Origin of the sequence: Klebsiella sp. HMSC16C06 (genome assembly GCF_001808325.1) — a bacterium.
GTDB classification, from domain to species: Bacteria; Pseudomonadota; Gammaproteobacteria; order Enterobacterales; family Enterobacteriaceae; genus Klebsiella; species Klebsiella variicola.
In genome coordinates this window covers 52,653-71,080 of record NZ_KV793006.1, presented here as the reverse complement: position 1 = coordinate 71,080, position 18,428 = coordinate 52,653, and the positions used below count along the sequence as shown (strand labels likewise).

At 57.7% G+C, this 18,428-nt stretch carries 18 protein-coding genes; 11 read left to right on the top strand and 7 right to left on the bottom strand.

The features are described from left to right. The first annotated feature begins 96 nt into the window (after positions 1-96). From cytR to rraA, 6 genes are all read left to right on the top strand, one after another. Positions 97-1,125 carry a DNA-binding transcriptional regulator CytR gene (gene cytR / locus HMPREF3142_RS16175; RefSeq protein ID WP_004203676.1) on the top strand — a complete coding sequence of 343 codons (1,029 nt, stop codon included), beginning with the start codon at positions 97-99 and terminating at the stop codon, positions 1,123-1,125. 93 nt (positions 1,126-1,218) lie between these two features. Next, positions 1,219-2,181 (top strand): cell division protein FtsN, encoded by a 963-nt coding sequence (gene ftsN / locus HMPREF3142_RS16170; protein ID WP_071599441.1) that lies wholly within the window; start codon positions 1,219-1,221, stop codon positions 2,179-2,181. Between the two features lie 91 nt (positions 2,182-2,272). Next, positions 2,273-2,803: an ATP-dependent protease subunit HslV gene (hslV, locus tag HMPREF3142_RS16165; protein ID WP_002882918.1), complete on the top strand. Its 531-nt coding sequence runs from the start codon at positions 2,273-2,275 to the stop codon at positions 2,801-2,803. Positions 2,804-2,812: 9 nt separating this feature from the next. Beyond that, positions 2,813-4,147 (top strand): HslU--HslV peptidase ATPase subunit, encoded by a 1,335-nt coding sequence (gene hslU / locus HMPREF3142_RS16160; protein WP_008807871.1) that lies wholly within the window; start codon positions 2,813-2,815, stop codon positions 4,145-4,147. Positions 4,148-4,215: 68 nt separating this feature from the next. Continuing rightward, positions 4,216-5,136: a 1,4-dihydroxy-2-naphthoate polyprenyltransferase gene (gene menA, locus HMPREF3142_RS16155; protein ID WP_070612226.1), complete on the top strand. Its 921-nt coding sequence runs from the start codon at positions 4,216-4,218 to the stop codon at positions 5,134-5,136. A gap of 92 nt (positions 5,137-5,228) precedes the next feature. Then, the gene (gene rraA, locus HMPREF3142_RS16150) at positions 5,229-5,714 is read left to right on the top strand and encodes a ribonuclease E activity regulator RraA (RefSeq protein WP_002882913.1); all 486 of its coding nucleotides are present in this window, start codon (positions 5,229-5,231) and stop codon (positions 5,712-5,714) included. Between the two features lie 61 nt (positions 5,715-5,775). On the opposite strand, the gene pfkA is transcribed toward rraA, so the two are convergent. The 3 genes from pfkA to cpxP form a co-directional block, all read right to left on the bottom strand. Continuing rightward, a complete protein-coding gene (gene pfkA / locus HMPREF3142_RS16145; protein ID WP_002882911.1) occupies positions 5,776-6,738 on the bottom strand; it encodes a 6-phosphofructokinase in 963 nt (320 codons plus the stop codon). 196 nt (positions 6,739-6,934) lie between these two features. After that, positions 6,935-7,837, bottom strand: coding sequence for a CDF family cation-efflux transporter FieF (fieF, locus tag HMPREF3142_RS16140; protein WP_008807873.1), 903 nt, complete (start codon positions 7,835-7,837; stop codon positions 6,935-6,937). 158 nt (positions 7,838-7,995) lie between these two features. Continuing rightward, on the bottom strand, positions 7,996-8,499 hold the full coding sequence (gene cpxP, locus HMPREF3142_RS16135; protein ID WP_004178004.1) for a cell-envelope stress modulator CpxP: 504 nt from the start codon (positions 8,497-8,499) through the stop codon (positions 7,996-7,998). Between the two features lie 149 nt (positions 8,500-8,648). Between cpxP and cpxR the strand changes: the two genes are divergently transcribed. After that, a complete protein-coding gene (cpxR, locus tag HMPREF3142_RS16130) occupies positions 8,649-9,347 on the top strand; it encodes an envelope stress response regulator transcription factor CpxR (RefSeq protein WP_002882901.1) in 699 nt (232 codons plus the stop codon). Continuing rightward, positions 9,344-10,717: an envelope stress sensor histidine kinase CpxA gene (cpxA, locus tag HMPREF3142_RS16125; RefSeq protein ID WP_008807874.1), complete on the top strand. Its 1,374-nt coding sequence runs from the start codon at positions 9,344-9,346 to the stop codon at positions 10,715-10,717. The genes cpxR and cpxA overlap by 4 nt, the downstream gene beginning before the upstream one ends. A gap of 63 nt (positions 10,718-10,780) precedes the next feature. Here cpxA and yiiM read toward each other — a convergent pair whose 3' ends face one another. Continuing rightward, positions 10,781-11,455 carry a 6-hydroxyaminopurine reductase gene (gene yiiM / locus HMPREF3142_RS16120; RefSeq protein WP_008807875.1) on the bottom strand — a complete coding sequence of 225 codons (675 nt, stop codon included), beginning with the start codon at positions 11,453-11,455 and terminating at the stop codon, positions 10,781-10,783. Between the two features lie 72 nt (positions 11,456-11,527). Next, entirely contained in the window at positions 11,528-12,148 is a 621-nt protein-coding gene (gene sodA / locus HMPREF3142_RS16115; RefSeq protein ID WP_004203668.1) for a superoxide dismutase [Mn], read from the bottom strand. A gap of 289 nt (positions 12,149-12,437) precedes the next feature. Between sodA and rhaT the strand changes: the two genes are divergently transcribed. Then, positions 12,438-13,472, top strand: coding sequence for an L-rhamnose/proton symporter RhaT (rhaT, locus tag HMPREF3142_RS16110; protein WP_050887617.1), 1,035 nt, complete (start codon positions 12,438-12,440; stop codon positions 13,470-13,472). A 32-nt stretch (positions 13,473-13,504) separates the two neighbouring features. Here rhaT and rhaR read toward each other — a convergent pair whose 3' ends face one another. Beyond that, positions 13,505-14,350, bottom strand: a complete 846-nt coding sequence (gene rhaR / locus HMPREF3142_RS16105; protein ID WP_008807878.1) for an HTH-type transcriptional activator RhaR — start codon at positions 14,348-14,350, stop codon at positions 13,505-13,507. Positions 14,351-14,423: 73 nt separating this feature from the next. Continuing rightward, the gene (rhaS, locus tag HMPREF3142_RS16100; RefSeq protein ID WP_008807880.1) at positions 14,424-15,260 is read right to left on the bottom strand and encodes an HTH-type transcriptional activator RhaS; all 837 of its coding nucleotides are present in this window, start codon (positions 15,258-15,260) and stop codon (positions 14,424-14,426) included. Positions 15,261-15,570: 310 nt separating this feature from the next. Here rhaS and rhaB point away from each other — a divergent pair, with 310 nt between their 5' ends. Then, positions 15,571-17,037: a rhamnulokinase gene (gene rhaB, locus HMPREF3142_RS16095; RefSeq protein ID WP_070612225.1), complete on the top strand. Its 1,467-nt coding sequence runs from the start codon at positions 15,571-15,573 to the stop codon at positions 17,035-17,037. Continuing rightward, positions 17,034-18,293 carry an L-rhamnose isomerase gene (gene rhaA / locus HMPREF3142_RS16090; protein WP_012543272.1) on the top strand — a complete coding sequence of 420 codons (1,260 nt, stop codon included), beginning with the start codon at positions 17,034-17,036 and terminating at the stop codon, positions 18,291-18,293. Before rhaB ends, rhaA begins: the two co-directional genes overlap by 4 nt. The last annotated feature ends 135 nt before the right edge of the window (positions 18,294-18,428 follow it).

The following is an 18,428-nucleotide window of genomic DNA, read 5'->3' as shown; positions in this document are numbered from 1 at the left end:
AAATTCTGTAACTCACTGCCGCGACTATCTGATAAAAATGATGCAGCAGTTAGCGCGCAAGGGAAATGTCAGCGCCATTCAGCGAGGAGAAACCAGGTGAAGCCCAAAAAACAAGTGGTTGCCGCCACCATGAAAGACGTCGCCCTCAAGGCAAACGTTTCCACGGCAACCGTGTCCCGAGCGTTGATGAACCCTGATAAGGTGTCGCAAGCCACCCGTAACCGGGTCGAGCAGGCGGCGCTGGAAGTCGGCTATTTACCCCAGTCGCTCGGGCGAAATATGAAGCGCAACGAATCGCGGACGATCCTCGTGATCGTGCCGGATATCTGCGATCCCTTTTTTAGTGAAGTCATCCGCGGAATTGAAGTCACGGCCGCCGAGCACGGTTATCTGGTGTTAATCGGCGATTGCGCCCACCAGAACCAGAAAGAAAAAACCTTTATTGACCTTATTATCACCAAGCAGATCGACGGCATGGTGCTGCTCAGCTCGCGCCTGCCGTTCGACGCCAGCGTGGAAGAGCAGCGCAATTTGCCGCCGATGGTCATGTCGAACGAATTCGCGCCGGAGCTGGAGTTACCCACCGTCCACATCGATAACCTGACGGCGGCCTTTAACGCGGTGAACTATCTCCACGAACTGGGACACCAGCGTATTGGCTGTATAGCTGGCCCGGAAGATATGCCGCTGTGCCATTATCGTCTGCAGGGTTACGTGCAGGCGCTGCGTCGCAGTGGCATCACCGTCGATCCGCACTATATCGCTCGCGGCAACTTTACTTTCGAAGCCGGCGCCAATGCGCTGGAGCAGCTGCTGTCACAGCCGGTGCCGCCCACCGCGGTCTTCTGCCATAGTGATGTGATGGCGCTGGGCGCCTTGTCGCTGGCGAAACGCCGCGGCCTGAAGGTGCCGGACGACCTGTCGATTGTCGGCTTCGATAACATCGCGTTGTCTGAATTTTGCGATCCGCCGTTGACTACCGTTTCACAGCCGCGTTTTGATATCGGCCGTGAAGGAATGCTGCTATTACTTGAGCAAATGCAGGGTCATAATGTGAACAGCGGCTCGCGTCTGCTCGATTGCGAACTGATCGTTCGCGGCAGTACGCAAAAAATCAGACGATAACCATCAGGCTTTCGGGCCTGCTCTTCTGGTCAAAGGCCCGCCGCTTAAGTAACATGGCGGGCTGACGAACAAATATAAGACAGCGAAACGATAGTGGCACAACGAGATTATGTACGCCGCAGCCAACCGGCTTCTTCGCGGCGCAAAAAGAGCACTACCCGAAGCTCAAGGAATAAGCAAAGCAGCCTTCCGGCGATTTCACCGGCTATGGTGGCGATCGCGGCGGCGGTGCTGGTGGCCTTTATCGGTGGACTTTATTTCATTACGCACCATAAGAAAGAAGAAGCGGAAGCGATGCAAAATCGCCAGGCCGCCGGTAACGGCTTGCCGCCAAAACCGGAAGAGCGCTGGCGCTATATCAAAGAGCTGGAAAGCCGCCAGCCTGGCGTCCGCGCGCCGACCGAACCGACCGCCGGTGGCGAGGTGATGAAACCGGAACAGCTGACCGACGAGCAGCGCCAGCTGCTCGCCCAGATGCAGGCCGATATGCGCCAGCAGCCGACCCAGCTGACCGAAGTGCCGTGGAACGAACAAACCCCGGCACAGCGCCAGCAGACGTTGCAGCGTCAGCGTTTAGCACAGCAGCAACAGCAGGCGCAACAGCAGCAGTGGGCGCAAACTCAGCCGCAGGCCGTGCAGCAGCAGCCGCGCGTCCAGCAGCCGAAGCCGGTGCAACAGCAACAGCCGAAGCAGACCGCGTCGAACCAGCAGCCGTACCAGGATCTGCTGCAGACGCCGGCGCATACCAATACCACGCAGCCACGTACGCAGGCCGCCGCGCCGGTAACCCGCGTGGAGGAAGCGCCGAAAGCCGCCGAGAAGAAAGACGATCGTAGCTGGATGATCCAGTGTGGCTCCTTTAAAGGCGCCGAGCAGGCCGAAACCGTCCGCGCTCAGCTGGCTTTTGAAGGGTTTGCTTCACATATCACCACCAACAACGGCTGGAACCGCGTAGTCATTGGCCCGCTGAAAGGCAAAGAAAGCGCCAACGAGATGATCACCCGTCTGAAGATGGCCGGACACGCGAACTGCATTCGTCTCGCCGCCAGGGGTTGAAACCCTCAAAATCCCCCCCATCTATAATTGCATTCGGCCCCGCGGACAGCGCGGGGCCCCTGTTCCGCTTTTGCAACCAAGGGGTCTGCTCGTGACTACAATTGTAAGTGTTCGCCGTAACGGCCATGTTGTTATTGCCGGTGATGGCCAGGCCACGCTGGGCAACACCGTGATGAAGGGCAACGTGAAGAAAGTGCGTCGTCTGTATAACGACAAAGTGATTGCCGGTTTTGCTGGCGGCACCGCTGACGCCTTCACGCTGTTCGAACTGTTTGAACGTAAACTGGAAATGCACCAGGGCCATCTGGTGAAGGCCGCCGTTGAGCTGGCCAAAGACTGGCGAACCGATCGGATGTTGCGCAAGCTGGAAGCGCTGCTGGCCGTCGCGGACGAAAACGCGTCGCTTATCATCACCGGTAACGGCGACGTGGTACAGCCAGAAAACGATTTGATTGCTATCGGCTCCGGCGGTCCTTACGCCCAGGCCGCGGCCCGCGCGCTGTTGGAAAACACCGATATGGGCGCGCGCGACATCGCCGAGAAAGCGTTGGATATTGCAGGTGATATCTGCATCTATACCAACCATTTCCACACCATCGAAGAATTACCTTCTAAAGCGTAAGGATCTCCCATGTCTGAAATGACCCCACGCGAAATTGTCAGCGAACTGGACAAACACATTATCGGCCAGGACGCCGCCAAGCGTTCTGTTGCTATCGCCCTGCGTAACCGCTGGCGCCGGATGCAGCTTAACGAAGAGCTGCGTCATGAAGTCACGCCGAAAAACATTCTGATGATCGGCCCAACCGGCGTCGGTAAAACCGAGATTGCCCGTCGTCTGGCGAAACTGGCCAACGCGCCGTTTATTAAAGTTGAAGCGACCAAGTTCACCGAAGTGGGCTATGTTGGTAAAGAAGTAGACTCGATCATCCGCGATCTGACCGATGCGGCGATCAAAATGGTTCGCATGCAGTCCATCGATAAGAACCGTTACCGCGCGGAAGAGCTGGCGGAAGAGCGCGTGCTTGACGTGCTGATCCCACCGGCGAAAAACAACTGGGGCCAGGCTGAACAGCCGCAGGAACCCTCTGCTGCGCGCCAGGCGTTCCGCAAGAAACTGCGTGAAGGCCAGCTGGACGATAAAGAGATTGAAATCGATCTCGCTGCGGCGCCGATGGGCGTTGAAATCATGTCCCCTCCGGGCATGGAAGAGATGACCAGCCAGCTGCAGTCCATGTTCCAGAACCTCGGCGGTCAGAAGCAGAAACCGCGTAAGCTGAAAATCAAAGACGCGATGAAGCTGCTGATTGAAGAAGAAGCGGCCAAGCTGGTCAACCCGGAAGAGCTGAAGCAGGAAGCCATCGACGCTGTAGAACAGCACGGTATCGTCTTTATCGACGAAATCGACAAAATCTGTAAGCGCGGCGGCAACTCCTCCGGCCCGGACGTGTCTCGCGAAGGCGTACAGCGCGACCTGCTGCCGCTGGTGGAAGGCTGCACCGTCTCCACTAAGCACGGGATGGTCAAGACCGACCACATCCTGTTCATCGCCTCGGGCGCGTTCCAGGTGGCCAGCCCGTCCGATCTGATCCCGGAACTGCAGGGGCGTCTGCCGATCCGCGTTGAGCTGAAAGCGCTGACCACCCATGACTTCGAGCGCATCCTGACCGAGCCGAATGCCTCCATCACCGTGCAGTACAAAGCGCTGATGGCGACCGAAGGGGTGAATATCGAATTCACCGAAGACGGTATCAAGCGTATCGCCCAGGCCGCGTGGCAGGTAAACGAAACCACCGAGAACATCGGTGCGCGTCGCCTGCACACCGTGCTGGAGCGTCTGGTGGAAGATATTTCCTATGATGCCAGCGAGATGAACGGCCAGACCGTCATTATCGATGCCGAATATGTGAGTAAACACCTGGATGTTCTGGTGGCAGATGAAGATCTGAGCCGTTTTATCCTATAATCCGGTGCAATGCATTTCATCACTGTTGATGGGGGCTATAGCCCCCATTTTTATTGGCTAAAATAACTATGACTGATATCAGCCGTTCTCGGGCGTGGCTGGAAAGCCTGCGTCCTAAAACGTTACCGCTGGCGTTTGCCGCGATTATTGTTGGCACCACCCTTGCCTGGCAGCAGGGCCATTTTGATCCCTGGGTTGCTCTGCTGGCGCTGATCACCGCTGGCTTGCTGCAAATTCTTTCTAACCTGGCGAATGACTATGGCGACGCAGTCAAAGGGAGCGATAAACCCGATCGCATCGGGCCGCTGCGCGGCATGCAGAAAGGGGTGATTACCCCCCAGCAGATGAAGCGCGCTCTCATCGTCACCGTCGCGCTGATCTGTCTGTTTGGTCTGGCGCTACTGTGCGCCGCCTGGCAGAGCGTCGGCGACTTCATCGGCTTCCTCGCCCTGGGAGGCCTGTCTATCGTGGCCGCCATCACCTACACGGTGGGCACCCGCCCCTATGGATATATTGGTCTGGGTGATATCTCAGTACTCGTTTTCTTCGGCTGGCTGAGCGTCCTCGGCAGCTGGTATCTGCAAGCCCATAATGTGGAAGCGGCCATTTTTCTGCCGGCGACAGCCTGCGGTCTGCTGGCGACCGCCGTGCTGAACATCAATAATCTGCGCGATATCGACAGCGACCGGCAGAACGGGAAGAACACCCTCGCCGTGCGCCTGGGCCCGGTCAATGCCCGCCGCTATCATGCCTGCCTGCTGCTCGGCGCCCTGCTGTGTCTGGCGCTATTTAACCTGCTGGCGCTGCATTCAGCCTGGGGCTGGCTGTTTATTCTCGCCACCCCGCTGCTGGTGAAACAGGCGCGCTACGTCCTGCGTGAATCCGATCCGCTGGCGATGCGGCCAATGCTCGAAAAGACGGTTAAAGGGGCCTTACTGACCAACCTGCTGTTTGCCATCGGAATTATTGCCAGTAAGCTGATGGCTTAACTGACAAATATCAATTAACAATTGATGATTTTGCCAACAATGGGATTCGCGGGATATACTAAAAACTCTCGCAGCAACTGAACGTTAAGCCTATGAAATACGATACTTCCGAGCTTTGTGACATCTACCAGGAAGATGTCAACGTCGTGGAACCGCTGTTCTCTAACTTTGGAGGACGGTCGTCGTTTGGTGGACAAATCATTACGGTAAAATGTTTCGAGGATAACGGGTTGCTCTACGATCTGCTCGAGCAGAATGGCCGTGGTCATATTCTCCTGATCGACGGCGGCGGCTCAGTACGACGCGCGTTAATTGACGCTGACCTGGCGCGTCTGGCCGTACAGAATGAATGGGAAGGGTTGGTGGTCTATGGCGCGGTGCGCCAGGTTGACGACCTTGAGGAACTGGATATCGGCATCCAGGCGCTGGCGGCCATTCCGGTCGGCGCAGCTGGCGAAGGCATCGGCGAAAGCGACGTGCGCGTCAATTTCGGCGGCGTGACCTTCTTCAGCGGCGACCATCTGTATGCCGATAACACCGGGATGATCCTGTCGGAAGACCCGCTGGATATCGAATAAACCTTGCGCCATAAAAAAGGCCTTCTCCATGAGAAGGCCTTTTGTTTATCCGGCGCGTAACTTAGTACAGTTTCTTCGCGCAATCCAGCCAGTCGTTCTTGAACGGACGCTTCATGTTCTCGATGGCATCGATGATGTCGTGGTGCACCAGCTTCTCGTTCTGGATGCCGACGCAACGGCCGCCATGGCCCTGCAGCAGCAGCTCAATCGCATAGGCGCCCATGCGGGAAGCCAGGATACGGTCGTAAGGAACCGGGGAACCACCGCGCTGAATGTGGCCGAGGACGGTGGCGCGGGTTTCACGGCCGGTCTCTTTCTCGATGTAGCTTGCCAGCTCGTCAACGTCGCACATGTGCTCGGTGATCGCCACGATAGCGTGTTTTTTCCCTTTCGCGATGCCGGCTTTGATTTCAGCCACCAGATCGTCGCGGGTATATTCCACTTCCGGCACCATGATGAACTCACAGCCGCCAGCAATCGCCGCCGCCAGAGTCAGGTCGCCGCAGTAACGGCCCATCACTTCCACCACGGAGATACGCTGGTGCGAAGAGGAGGTGTCGCGCAGACGGTCAATCGCTTCCACCACGGTGCTCAGAGCGGTGAAAAAGCCGATGGTGTAGTCAGTGCCTTTGATATCGTTGTCGATGGTGCCCGGCAGACCGATGCACGGGAAGCCCATCTCGGTCAGGCGCATTGCCCCCATATAGGATCCGTCACCACCGATAACCACCAGCGCATCCAGGCCGCGCTTCTTCATGTTTTCGATAGCCACAGCGCGAATGTGTTCTTCGCGGAATTCCGGGAAGCGAGCGGAGCCCAGGAAGGTGCCGCCGCGGTTGATCATGTCGGAAACGCTGTAACGGTCGAGCTGAACCATACGGTCTTCATACAATCCGAGGTAACCGTCATAGATTCCAAAAACTTCCAGACCTTCCGTTAATGCCGCGCGCACCACGCCACGAATTGCTGCGTTCATGCCCGGCGCATCACCGCCACTTGTCAACACACCGATTTTCTTAATCATGACTACCTCTGAACTTAGGAAGCAAAAAATAATTCTGTTGCCTGAAGCGCTCCCTCACCAGGAGTGCACGACGCTAATGACAATAGTATATCAAACGCCTCAAGCTGAATTGATTCAGGTCAGACCAAACGGCGGTAATTTATACAAAAAATGCCGATCTGCCCCACATTTTTACATCGAGTTTACAGACTATAACCTAACGCTCAAAAAAGCCCTGCTGCGCCGCTGGCACCACAGAACTGGGATCCTGATGGATAATGACATCGGAACCCGGGAAACGGCGCAGAATCGCCTGCTCCACCTGGTCTGCAATCACGTGGGCTTGCACCAGCGGGAGGTTATCTTCCATTTCCAAATGAATCTGAATAAAGCGGGTCGGCCCTGACTGCCGCGTTCGTAGATCGTGCGCCCCGCGGATGCCGGGCCATGCGGTCACGATGGTGATAATGTCCTGACGCTCCTCGTCAGGCAAGGCGCGGTCGAGTAGTGACTGAACCGCCTCATAGCCCATCCGCAGCGCGCTATATAAAATATAGATGCCAATTCCTAAGGCAAACAACGCATCGGCGCGATGCCAGCCGTACCAGGAAAGGCCCAGCGCCACCAGAATAGCGCCGTTCATCATAACATCAGACTGATAATGAAGCATATCCGCCCGCACCGCCTGGCTCTGGGTTTTTCGCACCACCCAGCGCTGGAAGGTCACCAGCGCCAGCGTGCTGAACAGGGCGATCAACGTGACGACGACCCCGACGCCAGCGGCCTGCAGCGGCTCCGGACGCACCAGGTGCTGGATGCCGGTGAGAAACAGAAACAACGCCGAGCCGGAGATAAACATGCTTTGCGCCAGCGCCGCCAGCGATTCCGCTTTGCCGTGGCCAAAGGTATGCTCTTCATCAGCAGGTTGCAGCGAATAGCGAACCACCAGCAGGTTGGTCAGCGAGGCGGCAATATCCACCAGCGAATCCACCAGCGCAGCCAGAATACTGACTGAACCGGTATACCACCACGCAAAAATTTTGATCAAAAGTAACGCGGAGGCCATGGCCGTCGCGGCGATAGCGGCGCGGCTGACCAACCGGCCATAAGATTGATTCATATAGGCTCCTTCTCCTGCAATGCGCTTAGTATAACCTGAACTTGTGACGCTCACGGGATACGCGAAGAAGTTGATTTGCCGAAAAAAGGGCAAAAAAAACCCCCACATCATGTGGGGGAAGACAGGGATGGTGTCTATGGCAAGGAAAACAGGGTTTGTTACTGGGGTTGCAGGGTGTTGCTACTACTCGAAAGCATCATTGCTGAGCCTTTCTGCATCCTTGCAACCTCACGCAACTGATCCATACGTTGCTGGTGCTTAGCATTTAAAACCGCTTGCTGCTCTGGCGTAAGCAGGTGGTACATCTGGTTGCGGACCTTAGCCATTTCAACCTGGCGAGCAACCTGTTCCTGCGCCATCTTTTCTGCCTGAGCGCGCACAGCGTTTTCATCAAAATTTTCTGCGGTGACAAGGCGATGCATTGTCTCCATTTCGCTAACATTAACGGGGAGCCTGTCGTGGCGTGCCCGTTGCATAAGATCCCGTAACTGCTGACGTTGCTGCTCGGTTAAACTTATGCCGTCAAACATATGGCTCTGGCTACCGCGCTGTCCCCCTTCGTCTCCGGGGAGCCAGTTAACGCTGGTAACGACTTCAGCGGCCTGGCTATATGCACTTAGCGCCAGCGTTGAGGCCATGACGGCAGCGATAACATTGCGCATCACATACTCCCAAAACGTTTGTGTCGCGATTCAACGAGAGACAGTCTACGATTCAGGCTGCAAACATGCGTCAGGGGGTGTAAAACAACGTAAAGTCATGGATTAGCGGGCCTTGATGACGTAATTTCTGCCTCGGAGGTATTTAAAAGATGAATAAAATCCTGTTAGTTGATGATGACCGGGAGCTCACCTCCCTGTTAAAAGAGCTGCTCGATATGGAAGGTTTTAACGTGCTGGTGGCCCATGATGGGGAACAGGCGCTGGCCCTTCTGGACGACAGCGTTGATTTATTGCTGCTCGACGTGATGATGCCGAAGAAAAACGGTATCGATACGCTGAAAGAGCTGCGTCAGACACACCAGACCCCGGTTATCATGCTAACAGCGCGCGGGAGCGAGCTGGATCGCGTTCTCGGCCTTGAGCTGGGCGCGGATGACTATTTGCCTAAGCCGTTCAACGATCGTGAACTGGTGGCCCGTATACGCGCGATTCTGCGCCGTTCCCACTGGAGCGAGCAGCAGCAGACGACCGAAGCCGGATCGCCAACGCTGGAAGTGGATGCCTTAAGCCTGAACCCGGGCCGCCAGGAAGCCAATTTCGATGGTCAGACGCTGGAGCTCACCGGTACCGAGTTCACCCTGCTCTATCTGTTAGCGCAGCATCTCGGCCAGGTAGTGTCGCGTGAACATTTAAGCCAGGAAGTGTTAGGCAAGCGCCTGACGCCGTTCGACCGCGCCATCGATATGCATATTTCCAACCTGCGGCGTAAGCTGCCGGAGCGCAAAGATGGCCATCCGTGGTTTAAAACGCTGCGTGGCCGCGGGTATCTGATGGTTTCCGCTTCATGATTGGAAGTTTGACTGCACGCATCTTCGCCATCTTCTGGCTCACGCTGGCGCTGGTGTTGATGCTGGTGCTGATGTTGCCCAAACTGGATTCCCGGCAGATGACCGAGCTGCTGGAAAGCGAGCAGCGTCAGGGCATCATGATCGAGCAGCACGTCGAGGCCGAGCTGGCCAACGATCCGCCAAACGACCTGATGTGGTGGCGCCGTCTGTTTCGCGCCATCGATAAATGGGCGCCGCCGGGACAACGCCTGCTGCTGGTGACCAGCGAAGGCCGCGTGATCGGCGCAGAACGCAACGAGATGCAGATCATTCGTAACTTTATCGGCCAGGCCGATAATGCCGATCATCCGCAGAAAAAACGCTATGGCCGCCTGGAAATGGTGGGCCCGTTTTCCGTCAGGGACGGCGAGGATAACTATCAGCTCTATCTGATTCGTCCCGCCAGCACCTCCCAATCCGACTTTATCAACCTGTTGTTTGACCGGCCGCTGCTGCTGCTGATCGTCACGATGCTGGTCAGCGCCCCGCTGCTGCTGTGGCTGGCGTGGAGCCTGGCGAAACCGGCGCGTAAGCTGAAAAACGCCGCCGACGAAGTCGCCCAGGGCAACCTGCGCCAGCATCCGGAGCTGGAAGCCGGGCCGCAGGAGTTCTTAGCCGCTGGCGCCAGCTTTAACCAGATGGTGACCGCGCTGGAGCGGATGATGACCAGCCAGCAGCGGCTGCTGTCGGATATCTCGCATGAGCTGCGCACACCACTTACGCGCCTGCAGTTGGGCACCGCCCTGCTGCGTCGCCGCAGCGGTGAGAGCAAGGAGCTGGAGCGCATCGAAACCGAGGCGCACCGGCTGGACAGCATGATCAACGACCTGCTGGTGATGTCGCGCAATCAGGCCAAAAATGCCCTGGTCAGCGAGACGGTGAAAGCCAATCAGCTGTGGGGCGAAGTGCTGGACAACGCGGCGTTTGAAGCCGAGCAGATGGGTAAATCTTTCACCGTTGAGTATCCGCCGGGCCCCTGGCCGCTGTACGGTAATCCTAATGCGCTGGAAAGCGCGCTGGAAAATATCGTCCGCAACGCCCTGCGCTACTCACACACGAAGATTTCCGTCAGCTTCTCGGTGGATAAAGACGGGATTACGGTTAACGTCGACGACGACGGCCCGGGCGTCAGCCCGGAGGATCGCGAACAGATTTTCCGGCCATTCTACCGGACCGACGAGGCGCGCGACCGCGAGTCCGGCGGCACCGGCCTGGGGCTGGCGATTGTCGAAACCGCTATTCAGCAACACCGCGGTTGGGTGAAGGCCGACGACAGCCCGCTGGGTGGTTTGCGCTTAACCCTTTGGCTGCCGCTGTATAAGCGCACCTGACTCTGTCCCGGCTTGCGCTGCGCTAAGCCGGGAGCATCCCCGAAAATACTCAATGTGGGGGAATTATTTCCCCCACAATCTCCGCGAACTATCCTCGATCTTACCGCTTAAACGTCGTTTCTGCAGCGTTCTACTCCAGCTCACCGACAGGCCCGCAGCCGACAATAAACGATGATACTGATCATCATCAAACGGCATCTGCCAGGCAATCGCCCCGGCCTCATGGACACTGACATCGCTCAGCCGGGAAACCAGTTCTAGGGGCGCATCGCTGGAGACTTGCCCCCCGGCAATCACCCGATACAACCAGCCGGTCTTCCCGCTGTTTTGCACCAGCTGCGCCATATCACCGATCGCAAAATGAAAGTTGAGCTTGAAGCACGGCGATCGCGGCTGGGTGACCTGGATCAGCGCCTCGCCCCAGCGAAAGATATCGCCGATATAAACATTTTGCTCGGTGAGCCCGGTGGTGGAGAGGTTTTCGCCGAACGCCGGCGCGCAGAAGCGCTCGGCCTGCTGGGGGAATTCACGCATCCAGTCGGCATAGTGTTCGCGCGGATAGTGGCACAGCGCGCGGTCCGGCCCGCCGTGTATTTTCTTCTCCGCCTGCTCATCCCCATCGAGGCCGAGATCGCCGAGCTGCAATTCGCCATCGACCTGGATTTTGCCGATCGCGCTGGGGCGACTGCCCGCGTAGTCCCTGATTTTGCCGACAAAGACATTCACCGGATAATGCATGGCTGCTCTCCTTGCTACAGATATAAAAAAAGCGAGTCATCAGACTCGCTTCTCTCTTAGCGCAATGCAACCTTATTTTTTAGCGGCAAAACGCGCTGCAGCTTCGTCCCAGTTCACTACGTCCCAGAAGGCTTTGATGTAGTCCGGACGACGGTTCTGGAATTTCAGGTAATAAGCGTGTTCCCACACGTCCAGACCCAGGATCGGGAAGCCGGAAGCGCCGGAAATGGCTTCGCCCATCAGCGGGGAATCCTGGTTGGCGGTGGAGACAACGGCCAGTTTGTCACCTTTCAGGACCAGCCACGCCCAGCCAGAGCCGAAACGGGTCGCAGCGGCTTTTTCGAATTCCGCTTTGAAATTGTCTACAGAGCCGAAATCGCGCTCGATAGCCGCTTTCAGGTCACCCTGCAGGGTGGTGCCGGTTTTCAGGCCTTTCCAGAACAGGCTGTGGTTAGCGTGGCCGCCCGCGTTGTTACGCAGTACGGTCTTTTTGTCAGCCGGCAGCTGATCCAGCTTGGTGATCAGCTCTTCAGCGGACAGGTTAGCGAACTCCGGCAGGCTTTCCAGCGCGGCGTTGGCATTGTTCACGTAGGTCTGATGGTGTTTAGTGTGATGGATCTCCATCGTCTGCTTGTCGAAGTGCGGTTCCAGAGCATCGTAAGCGTACGGCAGGGATGGCAGGGTATAGCTCATAATCATCTCCATTATTGTCGAGCGGCTCAAGTGTTAACGCCGCGTAAGCAGTTTGTCCATTATAGTTAATTAAATGGTATTGAAAATGCTTATCAATGCCGTATTTTTCATATGGATATAACCAGAAGAAATACCCGTCATTTTGTGATGTAGAACAACTAATTAAGCCCATGGTTGCCAGGGTTCGCCATCCTGTGGCAACGGCTTGAAGGCGGCCAAAGCGGCTAATTTTTACACTCATCACATCGGAAGCCGCCGTCTCCGATAAAAAAAGATGAGGATAAAATCAATGAACCACGCGATTACGATGGGTATTTTTTGGCATTTGATAGGGGCCGCCAGTGCCGCCTGTTTCTATGCCCCGTTCAAAAAAGTAAAACACTGGTCGTGGGAAACCATGTGGTCGGTTGGAGGGATCGTCTCCTGGCTGATCCTGCCCTGGGCCATCAGCGCCACGCTGTTACCCGATTTCTGGGCCTACTACCGCTCCTTTAACGCCTCTACGCTGCTGCCGGTCTTTCTGTTCGGCGCCATGTGGGGCATTGGTAATATCAACTATGGCCTGACCATGCGCTATCTCGGCATGTCGATGGGAATAGGCATCGCCATTGGCATCACGCTGATTGTCGGCACGCTGATGACGCCGATTATTAACGGTCAGTTTTCGGTGCTGATGCACACCCAGGGCGGTCAAATGACGCTGCTCGGCGTGCTGGTGGCGGTACTTGGCGTCGGCATCGTCACCCGCGCGGGCCAGCTGAAAGAGCGCAAAATGGGCATCAAAGCCGAAGAGTTCAATCTGAAGAAAGGACTTCTGCTGGCGGTGATGTGCGGCATCTTCTCGGCAGGGATGTCGTTCGCGATGAACGCCGCCAAACCGATGCATGACGCCGCCGCAGCGCTCGGCGTCGACCCGCTGTACGCGGCGCTGCCAAGCTACGTAGTCATTATGGGCGGCGGGGCGCTGGTCAACCTCGGCTTCTGCTTTATTCGTCTGGCGAAAGTGAAGAACCTGTCAGTCAAAGCCGATTTTTCGCTGGCTAAACCGCTCATCATCAGCAACCTGTTGCTCTCCGCCCTCGGCGGCCTGATGTGGTATCTCCAGTTCTTCTTCTATGCCTGGGGCCATGCCAGCATTCCGGCGCAGTATGACTATATGAGCTGGATGCTGCACATGAGTTTCTACGTGCTGTGTGGCGGTCTGGTGGGTCTGGTGCTGAAGGAGTGGAACAACGCCGGTCGTCGTCCGGTGAGCGTCCTGAGCCTCGGCTGCGTGGTGATCATCATCGCCGCCAATATCGTCGGTCTGGGAATGGCCAGTTAACCACCGGGTCATCAGCCAGACAACGACGGTCTTCAGGCGGCGGCGCGACTGCGCTGCCGCCACTGCCCCGGCGACATGCCGATTTCCCGGCTAAAAACCACCGAAAAGTAGTTACTGTCCTCAAAGCCGCACTGCATGGCGATATCGCCGATTAAGCGCTCGGTATGCTGCAGCAGATACTGCGCATGGCAGATCCGCAGCTGGCGTAAATAGTGATTGATGGTCATCCCGGTTTGCTGGCGAAACTGCTGGCGAAGCGCCCGCTCGCTGCCGCCCTCCTGCTCGCAGAAACGCTCCAGAACAAAGGGGCGGCTGAGGCTGGCCGCCAGCGCGGCCAGCAGTTTGTCCAGCAGCGCTTCGCGCTGCGTCGCCGCGGGATCATCCGTCGCGTAGCGATGGCGCTGCAACGTCAGCGCCAGCTGCGCAAAAAGCAGTTCGGCCATCGCATTTCCCTGCGCGTCGCGCCGGGCGCACTCATGCTCAAGCTGGCTAATCACCTGGCGCGCCTGCGCCATACCTGTGCTGCCCATGCGCCAGTGGGGCTTCCACGGCGTGCCAAAGAGGCCAGGGATCGTCCCCGCCCAGTCAAAATTGAGCTGCAGCCGCTCCGGGCAATAGATGATGTTCTGCAGGACTAAATCATTAACCGAAGCATAGGAGTGTTTATCTTCGGCGCGAATATAGAACAGATCGCCGCGGGTAATGCGCCAGGGGCGATCGTTAAGGACGTGCAGCCCGTTGCCGCGCCACACCAGCACCAGCTCGCAGAACTCGTGGGTATGCTCGGCAAAAACATTTTGCGGGTAGCGGTCAGCCACCGCCACTGCCTGCGTGGCGGAAGGGAAAAACTCCTCTTTACGTAGAATCAGACCGGCCACGGCTCACACTCCAAACGCGGATAAGGGCGCATTATTCGCGTTTTTAGCCCGCAATACGTTGACTCTTCTCGCGTTACTGAAGAATGGCGTCGCGGCCCTGGCGGATATCGCGTGGCGACCAGTCAAATTCGCGGCGAAAAAGCGTCGAAAAGTGGTTACTGTCGCCGAAGCCGCAGCGAAAAGCGATATCAGTCACGCTTTCATCGCTGTGGCGCAGCAGATGCCGGGCCTTCATCAGGCGCACCCGATTAAGATAGCGCTGCGGCGTCAGGCCGGTCTGCTGCTTCAGCTGGCGGTGCAGGGTACGCAGCGACAGCGAAAACTGCGCCGCCACCTCCTCCCAGCAGATCTCCTGGGCAAAATGATCTTCCAGCCAGGCCAGCAGCTGATTCAGCCGCGCATCATTGTTGGTGGCCTCTTCCGCAAGACTGCTTTTACGCAACAGCACCAGCAGCTGCATAAACAGGATCTCACGGCTGGCGACGGCATGGGTATCCGTTTCGCTCCCCATGGCCTCCATCTGCGCCACGATATGCCGAACCTGCTGCAGGACCGTCTGGTTCACCCGCCAGTGCGACGGGTAGTTCCCCTCCTGCTCCTGGGGCAGCAGTTGGCTGACCCCGGCGAGAAAACGAAACGCATCTGGCGCGCGATAGAGCACATTGGTCAGACACAGATTGTCCGTATGCTCGTAAAGATGCCGGTCGTGATCGCGAATAAAGCAGACCGAACCGCCGCCGATGGTATAGGGCTGACCATTGAAGACGTGAATACCCGTGCCCTGCTCCACGATGACAATTTCATGGAAATCATGGTGATGTTCCGGAAAGGCCGACTGAGGGAGGCGGGGTTCAATAGCCACCGTCGAGATCCCGGCCTTAAAGAAATCCGTACTGTGCAATATGGTCATGATGCCACCCTCGTAATGAGAAAAATTATCAGTCACCGGCTGATAGTAATGAAGGGTTGGCTATCCGGCCTTCAATTTTTGACCATGAAATTCGTAAATCCTGCCGCTTTTTCAAGAATCAGCCGGAAAGATACGGAACTGCGGACGCCATCACATCCCCCCCGCCACCCCCTAAAACCGCAAATTGTGATTTCCCTCACGGTCACCTTTGCTTTCTTGCCAGCGGCCAGTTTTGACTGTCCGTAGCGAGAAGGTGTCAGTAAGCGGCCTTTTTTAGACTGCGGACAATGATTTTAAGAAGGGTCTTTCCATGAGTATTCGTCATTGTGTCGCCGTCGATTTAGGCGCCTCCAGCGGGCGGGTGATGCTCGCCAGATATCAGTCCGGGCCACGCGCCCTGACCCTGCGGGAAATCCATCGCTTCACCAACAGCCTGCAGAAGGTGGATGGCTTCGACTGCTGGGATGTGGATAGCCTGGAAGGCGAGATCCGTCGCGGGCTGGAGAAAGTGTGTGAGCAGGGCATCCTGATCGACAGTATCGGCATCGATACCTGGGGGGTGGATTATGTCCTGCTGGATAAGCAGGGCCAGCGCGTCGGACTGCCGATCTCCTATCGCGACGACCGCACCCAGGGCCTGCTACGTCACGCTGAAGAACAGCTGGGCCGGGCGGAGATCTATCGCCGCAGTGGTATTCAGTTTCTGCCGTTTAACACCCTTTACCAGCTGCGCGCCCTGGTGGAGCAGCAGCCGGAGCTGGTCAGTCAGGCCGCGCATGCCCTGCTGATCCCCGACTATTTCAGCTTCCGCCTGACCGGCAATCTGAACTGGGAATATACCAACGCCACCACCACCCAGCTGGTTAACATCAATCGCGATAGCTGGGATGAGACGCTGCTGAACTGGACCGGCGCGCCGTTGGCGTGGTTCGGAACGCCGACCCACCCCGGCAATGTGATTGGTCACTGGATCTGCCCGCAGGGCAACCGTATTCCGGTGGTCGCGGTCGCCAGCCACGACACCGCCAGCGCGGTGATCGCCTCCCCGCTGGCCGACCGCCATGCCGCCTATCTCTCCTCCGGCACCTGGTCGCTGATGGGGTTTGAAAACCTGACTCCATACACCTGCGACGCGGCGCTGCAGGCCAATATCACCAACGAAGGCGGAGCCGAAGGCCGCTACCGGGTGCTGAAAAATATCATGGGCCTGTGGCTGCTGCAGCGGGTGCTGAAAGAACAACACGTCAGCGACCTGCAGGGGCTGATCGCCCGCACCGCCGCGCTACCGGCGTGCCGCTTCATGATTGACTGCAACGATGACCGCTTTATCAACCCGGCCAGTATGAGCGCCGAGATCCAGGCCGCCTGTCGCGATGCCGGGCAGCCCGTTCCTGAAAGCGATGCCGAGCTGGCGCGCTGCATTTTCGACAGCCTGGCGCTGCTCTACGCCCGGGTGCTTAACGAGCTGGTGGCGCTGCGCGGCCAGCCCTTCAGCCAGCTGCATATCGTCGGCGGCGGCTGCCAGAACGCGCTGCTTAACCAGCTGTGCGCTGACGCCTGCGGGATCGCCGTCGTGGCCGGCCCGGTGGAGGCCTCCACCCTCGGCAATATCGGCATCCAGTTAATGACCCTCGACGAGCTGGCCAATGTCGATGAGTTTCGTCAAGTGGTGCGCGACAACGCGGCGCTCACCGCTTTTACCCCCAATCCTGATAGTGAAATTGCCCGTTTCGTGGCGCAGTTTCAGCCACAACAGACCAAGGAGCTTTGCGCATGACCACTCAACTTGAACAAGCCTGGGAAATTGCTAAGCAGCGCTACGCCGCCGTCGGCGTGGATGTCGAGGAGGCCCTGCGCCAGCTGGACCGTCTGCCCGTCTCCATGCACTGCTGGCAGGGTGACGACGTCGCCGGTTTCGAAAACCCGGCGGGAAGCCTGACCGGCGGCATCCAGGCGACCGGCAACTACCCAGGCAAAGCGCGCAATGCTGAAGAGCTACGCGCCGACCTTGAGCAGGCGCTGAGCCTGATCCCGGGACCAAAGCGTCTCAACCTGCACGCTATTTACCTGGAATCCGACGCGCCGGTAGCGCGCAATGAGATTAAGCCGGAGCACTTTAAAAACTGGGTTACGTGGGCGAAAGCCAACAAACTGGGGCTGGATTTCAACCCCTCCTGCTTCTCGCATCCGCTGAGCGCCGACGGCTTTACCCTGTCGCACGCCAACGATGAGATCCGCCAGTTCTGGATCGACCACTGCAAAGCCAGCCGTCGCGTATCCGCTTATTTTGGCGAACAGCTGGGTACCCCATCGGTGATGAATATCTGGGTGCCGGACGGCATGAAGGATATTACCGTTGACCGCTTCGCGCCGCGCCAGCGGTTGCTGAATGCCCTTGATGAAGTGATCAGCGAGAAGCTCGACCCGGCGCACCATATTGACGCCGTGGAGAGCAAGCTGTTCGGCATCGGCGCCGAAAGCTACACCGTCGGCTCCAACGAGTTCTATATGGGCTACGCCACCAGCCGCCAGACGGCGCTGTGTCTCGATGCCGGCCATTTCCACCCGACGGAAGTGATCTCCGACAAAATCTCTGCCGCCATGCTCTACATCCCGCGCCTGCTGCTGCACGTCAGCCGCCCGGTACGTTGGGACAGCGACCACGTGGTGCTGCTGGATGATGAAACCCAGGCCATCGCCAGTGAAATCATTCGCCATAACCTGTTTGACCGCGTGCACATCGGCCTCGACTTCTTCGATGCCTCCATCAACCGCATCGCAGCCTGGGTGATTGGTACCCGGAATATGAAAAAAGCGCTGCTGCGCGCCCTGCTGGAACCAACTGCTCAGCTTCGTCAGCTGGAGAACGACGGCGATTACACCGCCCGCCTGGCGCTGCTCGAAGAGCAAAAATCGCTGCCGTGGCAGGCTATCTGGGAGATGTACTGTCAGCGTCACGACACGCCGGCGGGCAGTCAGTGGCTGGACAACGTGCGGGCTTATGAGAATGCGGTTCTGAGCCAGCGCGGGTAATGCACGGGCTTTCCCGGGTCGCGGCTGACGCCTTACCTGGGCTACGAACTGCGCGATGTTGCCAGAGCGCACCGAACAGTTCCCTCTCCCCTGTGGGGAGAGGGTTAGGGTGAGGGGCTACCCCCACCGAATCAA

What these genes read in the sequence shown, in the direction of transcription:
- rraA (WP_002882913.1), top strand. Translation starts at nt 5,229, where the DNA reads ATGAAATACGATACTTCCGAGCTTTGTGACATCTACCAGGAAGATGTC.
- rhaA (WP_012543272.1), top strand. Translation starts at nt 17,034, where the DNA reads ATGACCACTCAACTTGAACAAGCCTGGGAAATTGCTAAGCAGCGCTAC.
- rhaS (WP_008807880.1), bottom strand. Translation starts at nt 15,260, where the DNA reads ATGACCATATTGCACAGTACGGATTTCTTTAAGGCCGGGATCTCGACG.
- yiiM (WP_008807875.1), bottom strand. Translation starts at nt 11,455, where the DNA reads ATGCATTATCCGGTGAATGTCTTTGTCGGCAAAATCAGGGACTACGCG.
- hslU (WP_008807871.1), top strand. Translation starts at nt 2,813, where the DNA reads ATGTCTGAAATGACCCCACGCGAAATTGTCAGCGAACTGGACAAACAC.
- sodA (WP_004203668.1), bottom strand. Translation starts at nt 12,148, where the DNA reads ATGAGCTATACCCTGCCATCCCTGCCGTACGCTTACGATGCTCTGGAA.
- cpxP (WP_004178004.1), bottom strand. Translation starts at nt 8,499, where the DNA reads ATGCGCAATGTTATCGCTGCCGTCATGGCCTCAACGCTGGCGCTAAGT.
- cpxA (WP_008807874.1), top strand. Translation starts at nt 9,344, where the DNA reads ATGATTGGAAGTTTGACTGCACGCATCTTCGCCATCTTCTGGCTCACG.
- pfkA (WP_002882911.1), bottom strand. Translation starts at nt 6,738, where the DNA reads ATGATTAAGAAAATCGGTGTGTTGACAAGTGGCGGTGATGCGCCGGGC.
- rhaT (WP_050887617.1), top strand. Translation starts at nt 12,438, where the DNA reads ATGAACCACGCGATTACGATGGGTATTTTTTGGCATTTGATAGGGGCC.
- rhaB (WP_070612225.1), top strand. Translation starts at nt 15,571, where the DNA reads ATGAGTATTCGTCATTGTGTCGCCGTCGATTTAGGCGCCTCCAGCGGG.
- cpxR (WP_002882901.1), top strand. Translation starts at nt 8,649, where the DNA reads ATGAATAAAATCCTGTTAGTTGATGATGACCGGGAGCTCACCTCCCTG.
- fieF (WP_008807873.1), bottom strand. Translation starts at nt 7,837, where the DNA reads ATGAATCAATCTTATGGCCGGTTGGTCAGCCGCGCCGCTATCGCCGCG.
- menA (WP_070612226.1), top strand. Translation starts at nt 4,216, where the DNA reads ATGACTGATATCAGCCGTTCTCGGGCGTGGCTGGAAAGCCTGCGTCCT.